At 48.5% G+C, this 6146-nt stretch carries 7 protein-coding genes; all 7 read right to left on the reverse strand.

The genetic code is table 11. The features are described from left to right. Positions 1 to 181 precede the first annotated feature (181 nt). The 7 genes from ABIE59_RS19745 to ABIE59_RS19775 all read right to left on the reverse strand — a co-directional run bounded on the left by ABIE59_RS19745 (position 182) and on the right by ABIE59_RS19775 (position 5881). Complete coding sequence (locus tag ABIE59_RS19745; protein ID WP_354449512.1) at positions 182 to 550, reverse strand: hypothetical protein; 369 nt, start codon at positions 548 to 550, stop codon at positions 182 to 184. Positions 551 to 802: 252 nt separating this feature from the next. Beyond that, positions 803 to 1983 (reverse strand): IS3 family transposase gene (locus ABIE59_RS19750; RefSeq protein WP_354449513.1). Its coding sequence is split into 2 segments (ribosomal slippage): positions 803 to 1684 and positions 1687 to 1983, totalling 1179 coding nucleotides; the frame shifts between segments, so codons are not numbered across the junction. A 77-nt stretch (positions 1984 to 2060) separates the two neighbouring features. Next, on the reverse strand, positions 2061 to 3728 hold the full coding sequence (locus tag ABIE59_RS19755) for an AIPR family protein (protein ID WP_354449514.1): 1668 nt from the start codon (positions 3726 to 3728) through the stop codon (positions 2061 to 2063). 116 nt (positions 3729 to 3844) lie between these two features. Then, positions 3845 to 4144 carry a hypothetical protein gene (locus ABIE59_RS19760; protein WP_354449515.1) on the reverse strand — a complete coding sequence of 100 codons (300 nt, stop codon included), beginning with the start codon at positions 4142 to 4144 and terminating at the stop codon, positions 3845 to 3847. 558 nt (positions 4145 to 4702) lie between these two features. Continuing rightward, positions 4703 to 5002: a hypothetical protein gene (locus ABIE59_RS19765; protein ID WP_354449516.1), complete on the reverse strand. Its 300-nt coding sequence runs from the start codon at positions 5000 to 5002 to the stop codon at positions 4703 to 4705. Positions 5003 to 5096: 94 nt separating this feature from the next. After that, the gene (locus ABIE59_RS19770; RefSeq protein ID WP_354449517.1) at positions 5097 to 5492 is read right to left on the reverse strand and encodes a hypothetical protein; all 396 of its coding nucleotides are present in this window, start codon (positions 5490 to 5492) and stop codon (positions 5097 to 5099) included. Positions 5493 to 5593: 101 nt separating this feature from the next. After that, positions 5594 to 5881, reverse strand: a complete 288-nt coding sequence (locus tag ABIE59_RS19775) for a T6SS immunity protein Tdi1 domain-containing protein (RefSeq protein ID WP_354449518.1) — start codon at positions 5879 to 5881, stop codon at positions 5594 to 5596. Positions 5882 to 6146 lie beyond the last annotated feature (265 nt).

A 6146-nucleotide genomic window follows, 5' to 3' on the forward strand; every position in this document is an offset into this window, starting at 1 on the left:
TGATTCGAATGTAGGGGTTTCGATGATGGTAAACATGATGATCAATATACGTCATTGACGGAGTTTTGCAAGGTGGCGGGTGGAAGGGTTAACGCTGAGGTAACCGGCGCCGGAGCGCCAGCGCAGGGAACCAAAAGCGCCACGCTTTTGGCGTCCGGTTGACCTACTGGTTATATGGCGGTCATTCATTCAGGACCGGGAAAACACCTGGGCTATTGCAACTTTTTAGTTCGTTAGCCAACGCGAGAATCGACACTGCAATGGGTTCGCTTGGACGAACGGTTTCACCACTCGACCTCTGCTTATCTATTTGGTTATTACCTTTTCTGTAAATTTCTAAAGAATCCTCACCTAAGTAGCTCTTTGCTAATGTAGCGTTGCTTCTCAATATAGACATACGCTCTAGCGTTTTATCGATCTTTCCGTCTTCGTTTCCGTAATACAAATTTTGCATATTGAGCGTCATATCCTTTAACAACTGATTCATTGAGTCACAACGTTTGTGAAAATATGACTGCTTTGCCTCGACCTGCGCGACCTGAATTCTCATTTTCTCGAGCTCTAAACTATTGCTATTCGAAAAATGCGTCGTCAATATCGCTGCCAGCGCTGATATCATAGACGCAACAATTGCGGAAAATACTGTCCATTTAGTGTCGATGACTACTTCTCCCGTTCATATAACGCCTTTGTCAGCCGCGCTTTGGTCGTAGCGGAATTTTGTGCAAAAATGGCCGCAGGCCATGCACAAAAAGGAGCGAAGACCAAAGTGGACTTCCCCCAATAAAGTGGACACGCCCCATCAGTTAATTCCCTCGAACTCTATCGGAGTCCGGTAACCAAGGCTACTGTGCAGCCGTAGGCTGTTATAAAAGCATTCAATATAGTTACATATATGTTTCCGTAACTGCCGCATTGTCACGAAGCTGGTGGCATGCAGCAATTCTCCCTTCAACGTCTTGAAGAAGGACTCCACCTCCGCATTATCCGTGCACTGTCCAGGTCGGTTCATGCTGTGTCGTACCCGATGCTGATTCAGCAGCGCCTGGGTCTTGTGAGCGCGATATTCGATGCCACGATCCGTGTGGAACAACAGATCGGGGGCTGGCTTTCGCGATATAAAAGCTTCCCTTAGGGTTGCCTTAGTAAAGTCTGCACTCAGGTTTTCGCCCAATCGCCAACTGATGATGCGTCGTGAGTAGAGGTCCAGCACTACCGCCAGGAACACATACTTCTTTCCCAGCTTGATGTAGGTGACATCGCTGCTCCAGTGCTGATTTACAGCAACCGGCTTATCCGCATCTAGCCGATGATTTGGAAGGGCTTTTAAATCCTCTCTGAGCTTTGTCATACGGCGGTATACGCGCATGACTCGAGCTTTCATACCCCATTCCTGCATTAACCGGGCAACCCGATTCTCGCCAACCACTTCGCCTTCACGGCGCAGCGCCTGATACACCCTGGGACTGCCGTAGCGCCCCTTGCTGTCGTTGTAGACTCTACGGACCTTCAACAGCAAATCGGCATTCGCAGCGGCTCTCTGGCTGGGCTTCCGGCTTGCCCAGGCATAGTAACCAGAGCGGGAGATGCTCAGGTGGCGACACAGAGCCTTTACCCCATGTTCTCCCCGGTGTTTCCAGACGAATCTGAACGCTTCCGTCGTTCCTCGGCCTGAAAACGTTGAAACTTTTTTAGGATGTCGTTTTCCTCCTGAAGCTCCGATACTCGGCGTTTCAGGCGATTGATCTCATCCCGCTCCTTCATCAGCTCTTTGGCTCCCGCCGGAGCTTTCTTGACCCGTTTCATGGCGAACTTTCCCTCTCTGTATTCCTTTCGCCAGCGTGACAGCATGAAGGGGTGAATATCCAGCGCTTCCGCTACCCCTTTCACGCTCCGGTGCGCCTGGTAGCTCCATTCCACTGCTTTGACTTTGAACTCGACACTATAGCGTTGGGTCTTCTTCCCCGTGAGCATCTTTGGCATCGCTCTTCTCCTGTTGCGGAGTTATCGATGCGTGTCCACTGAAGTGGGGGAAGTCCACGGTCCCGTTGACGCGTTTGTTACAAATCAGAAGACTCTGCAGTTTGAACATACGATGCTATTTTGGTCTTCGTTTTTGCATCTTTGAAGTAGCGGTTGAAAGAGAAAGACTCATCTTCCTCCTGTGCAGAAGCAACCATTTGAGCGATATATTCCATTGCCTTAGGAATCACAGTCTTCGCATTCTCGAAGTCTAGCCGATCAATCCCTCGAGCATCGCATACCTGCCCCACAGCAAAAAGCGCATGGTAAGCACCATCAATTAAAAATATAAACCTACGATCAAAGTCTTCCTGCCTCTTTATAGCTGTCTGAACCTTTCGCTTCTCAGACTCTATGAGATTAAGTATCTTAAGAGCGCCCAAAAGTTCATCAACTGTTAATTCTTCGGTGAAAACTTGATCATATAAGTCAGCGAATACTCTCCCTCGATCTTTCTTAGCAACCTCTGGAAGTTCAAGACTGTAAGCTAGATGTGCCTGGCCAGCGGATAACGCGTCAACCCTGATCCCTTTTGGCTTGTCGCCATATTGTTTCAATTTCCTTTCGTAGAAGAGTCCCATTCCCTCAAATGCTTCCTCAAGCTTCTTCTGGATCTCATCATTTGACCTTAAATCCCGGCTTTTTATTGGCGTCTGGCTATTTGTTGATTCGGCGATCGCTAGGCTAACCGGTTGGGATTTTGTTTCAATTATGCGAACCAAAATAAGAACATCATCAAGTTTTTCGGGCGCAATTTTATTTGCCTCAAACAACGCATTCGACGTTTGACCACCATTTACAATTTGGATATTCTTCAATTCAATTATTGGTGCGCGCTTCCCTTTTGGATAAGAAAAAGAATCGCAAGTCATAGTGATTCCATTATTGAGATACCAGAATAATGGACCATCTTCAGATATTGCAGTTTCTATTATTTTTCGATTTATTTTATTCGTTCTGCTCAGGTAAACTCGAACATTATCATTAAATATTTCTTTTAGGACGTTTTCGGGATCTTCTGGACTCTTAATAAGCCGTACTATTTCCGACGCCTCGACTGTACATATGAGCCCTCTAATGCTTCCATCAGTTCTATCGAAGTAGTCTTTATCTACTACTTGTATCTGATTGTTGATTTGTGCGGACTTCTTATCAATAAAAAGATTTACAATAGTGTCTAGGCTATGGTGGTGAACATTGAAATACTTAAACTTCCCAAGGGCGGAGTCCGCCCTTGACCTTTCGCCGGACTCCATTGGAAGTAAGTTTCCACAGAAATGAACTTCAATCGATGGACTCGGCTTATCTAGCGCAGCCCATATTTCTTGAACCTTGTTCCAAAGAATAGGGTTGCACGTATCCTCCATAGATTTATTCATATCCAGGAGGTCCTCGAAGAACGAGACCAGCTTATCTATTTCCCCACTAGGGAAATTATTTTTCGTTTTTTCAAAAGATGAAACGTATTTAAACTGAAACACATGTATTGAATTGGCACCATCCCGATCGTCAACGTAAATTGCATCGACTCCCCGATCCTTAGAGCCATCCGTGATCGAGTCCTCCGCCTCTTCGTCTGAAACATCCAACAATGCGGCAACCATCAGAATTGGAAAGGCTTTTTGCTCGCTATCAATTCCATTTTCAGCATCAATATATGCTTTCACCTTATGATCTAAGGTATTCCAATCTAAAAGGTTTGCCATCAAATACTCCTGAATTTTCTTGAATTGTAACGCTGAGGTAACCGGCGCCGGAGCGCCAGCGGAGGGAATCAAAAGCGGTAGGCTTTTGGCGTCCGGTTGACCGCATGGTTATAAACTCACTCCGAGTTTCGTTGGTTGTACTCGCGGACCATTTCTATGAGTGCTTCTGATCTACTCGAGATCTCAAGCTGCTCCCGTAGCCTCTCTAACACCATAATCTCGGCGCTCTGATAGGTAAGCAGTTTGTCCCGTGCGGCGTCGATATCTCCAGCTTCGATACTGATGAGAACATCGTGATATTTGGCTGCGCTAGAAGCCGCATGTCCCTCGTACAACTCCCAATAATCCTGCTCTTGAGCCATGGCTGTATGCGGTGTCAGTAACACCATCACCCAGAAAAGAGCTGACCATCTCATGCCTAATCCCTGCGATTTATAACGCCAGCCATAAGCGGCGCCCTGACAAGGGCGTCCGGTGGAGGGCCATCGGCCCGGAACAGACTTAATGGCCTTGTTAAAAATTACCCCCACGATGGTGGGAAACCGTTTTCAAACGCCACGTAAACACCGCCCGCGAAAACAAAGATGGTGAGCCAATAACCTATCACCATAGGATAACGAAACCGATGGCAGAACTGCGCGCCATCATTGTCGCCACTAGACCAGTATCCCTGATTTTGGAGGTACCGGATCGTGGGCCATGCACTAATAAAGCTTTGGTCACTCCAGATCGTAGGCGACCCAGCGTGACGCCACTGATTCAAATGCCGCCGTCTCAACAGAACTAAAAATGTCCATTGAATTAAGCTGGTGGCCAGCATTGTCGCCACAACGATAGAAATGGCCAAAACTGTTGGATGGTAGCTCGATAGATCCATAGAGTTTTTAACGCTGAGGTAACCGGCGCCGGAGCGCCAGCGGAGGGAACCAAAAGCGGTAGGCTTTTGGCGTCCGGTTGACCGCATGGTTATAAACTCACTCCGAGTTTCGTTGGTTGTACTCGCGGACCATTTCTATGAGTGCTTCTGATCTACTCGAGATCTCATGCTGCTCCCGTAGCCTCTCTAACACCATAATCTCGGCGCTCTGATAGGTAAGCAGTTTGTCCCGTGCGGCGTCGATATCTCCAGCTTCGATACTGATGAGAACATCGTGATATTTGGCTGCGCTAGAAGCCGCATGTCCCTCGTACAACTCCCAATAATCCTGCTCTTGAGCCATGGCTGTATGCGGTGTCAGTAACACCATCACCCAGAAAAGAGCTGACCATCTCATGCCTAATCCCTGCGATTTATAACGCTTGCAGCATGCGCGCCCATGGAATGGAGCCGAAGGCGCAATGTAGTGGGCGTCGCCGTGCCTGCACTGGTTAGCCGCTGCCAGTTTGATTAGCGGCAATTATAGAGGCGGCTTCAATCGCTCCCCACCATGCGGCAACAGCAAGACACGCCGACATGATGATAGAAAATAATCTTGCAACGCGCTCACGCCCTAAACCTGGCCAATTTCGAAAGCTAAGCCTCGCAAAGTAGGCCTGAAAGTAAAACCACAGAACACCAACTGAAAATAGGAATATACCCTGCAGAACGAGACTCCCAGATCTGTCTTTGAGATAGGCGATAGCGGAGAGTGCCAGCACCCAGCCTAACCACGAGAACCATAATGGAGCCAGTCGGAGAGCCGCGTTATCGATGATGGCTTGCCAGCCAGCCTCGGTTTCTTTCTTGGTAAAGTCTAGCTCGATTGGCTTATGATCTGCAGACAATCCTGACCCTCCAAATTGGCTAACGCTGAGGTAACCGGCGCCGGAGCGCCAGCGGAGGGAACCAAAAGCGGCACGCTTTTGGCGTCCGGTTGACCGCCTGGTTATGGGGTTTCATGTCCACCCCGCTGAAGCCGGAGATGAAGCTGAGACATCAAAGACTGGTACACAGCCATATTGAAGATTTGAAGGTTTTCGACGCTAAAGTCCCCGCCAAGAATCGGATGAAGCTGCCAGCCGATACACTCACCTTCATTAGGAATAAGGCCGTTCTCCAGAGCTATGGGATACCAGCTTGCGATAAAGATCTCGTCACACCACTCAGCAGATTTATTTAACCGATTATATTCTTCTGAACTGCTCGCCACCTTTTCATAGGTGCCGTCGAGCACGGAAAGAACGGATAAAGACCCATCTGGATTCCCGAAAACCCAGTCACCGAAAGCGCTGAAGAAGAGTGGCGTGACGCCAAAGGGAACTAACCAAGACCATTGGGCAGTAGTGTTTCGACTTCCTCCTCGCTGGGCTTCTTCAAAAACTCCATACTCGAATCATCCTGCCCCATAACGCTGAGGTAACCGGCGCCGAAGCGCAGCGGAGGGAACCCAAAGCGGTACGCTTTTGGCGTCCGGTTGACCGCCTGGTTAATGGCCGTTC

The organism is Marinobacter sp. MBR-99 (assembly GCF_040547575.1).
Classification (GTDB): Bacteria; Pseudomonadota; Gammaproteobacteria; order Pseudomonadales; family Oleiphilaceae; genus Marinobacter.

Bases quoted from the DNA above. Each gene is read 5' to 3' on its own strand.
- ABIE59_RS19745 (WP_354449512.1), bottom strand. From the start codon at position 550: ATGAGAATTCAGGTCGCGCAGGTCGAGGCAAAGCAGTCATATTTTCAC.
- ABIE59_RS19755 (WP_354449514.1), bottom strand. From the start codon at position 3,728: ATGGCAAACCTTTTAGATTGGAATACCTTAGATCATAAGGTGAAAGCA.
- ABIE59_RS19760 (WP_354449515.1), bottom strand. From the start codon at position 4,144: ATGAGATGGTCAGCTCTTTTCTGGGTGATGGTGTTACTGACACCGCAT.
- ABIE59_RS19765 (WP_354449516.1), bottom strand. From the start codon at position 5,002: ATGAGATGGTCAGCTCTTTTCTGGGTGATGGTGTTACTGACACCGCAT.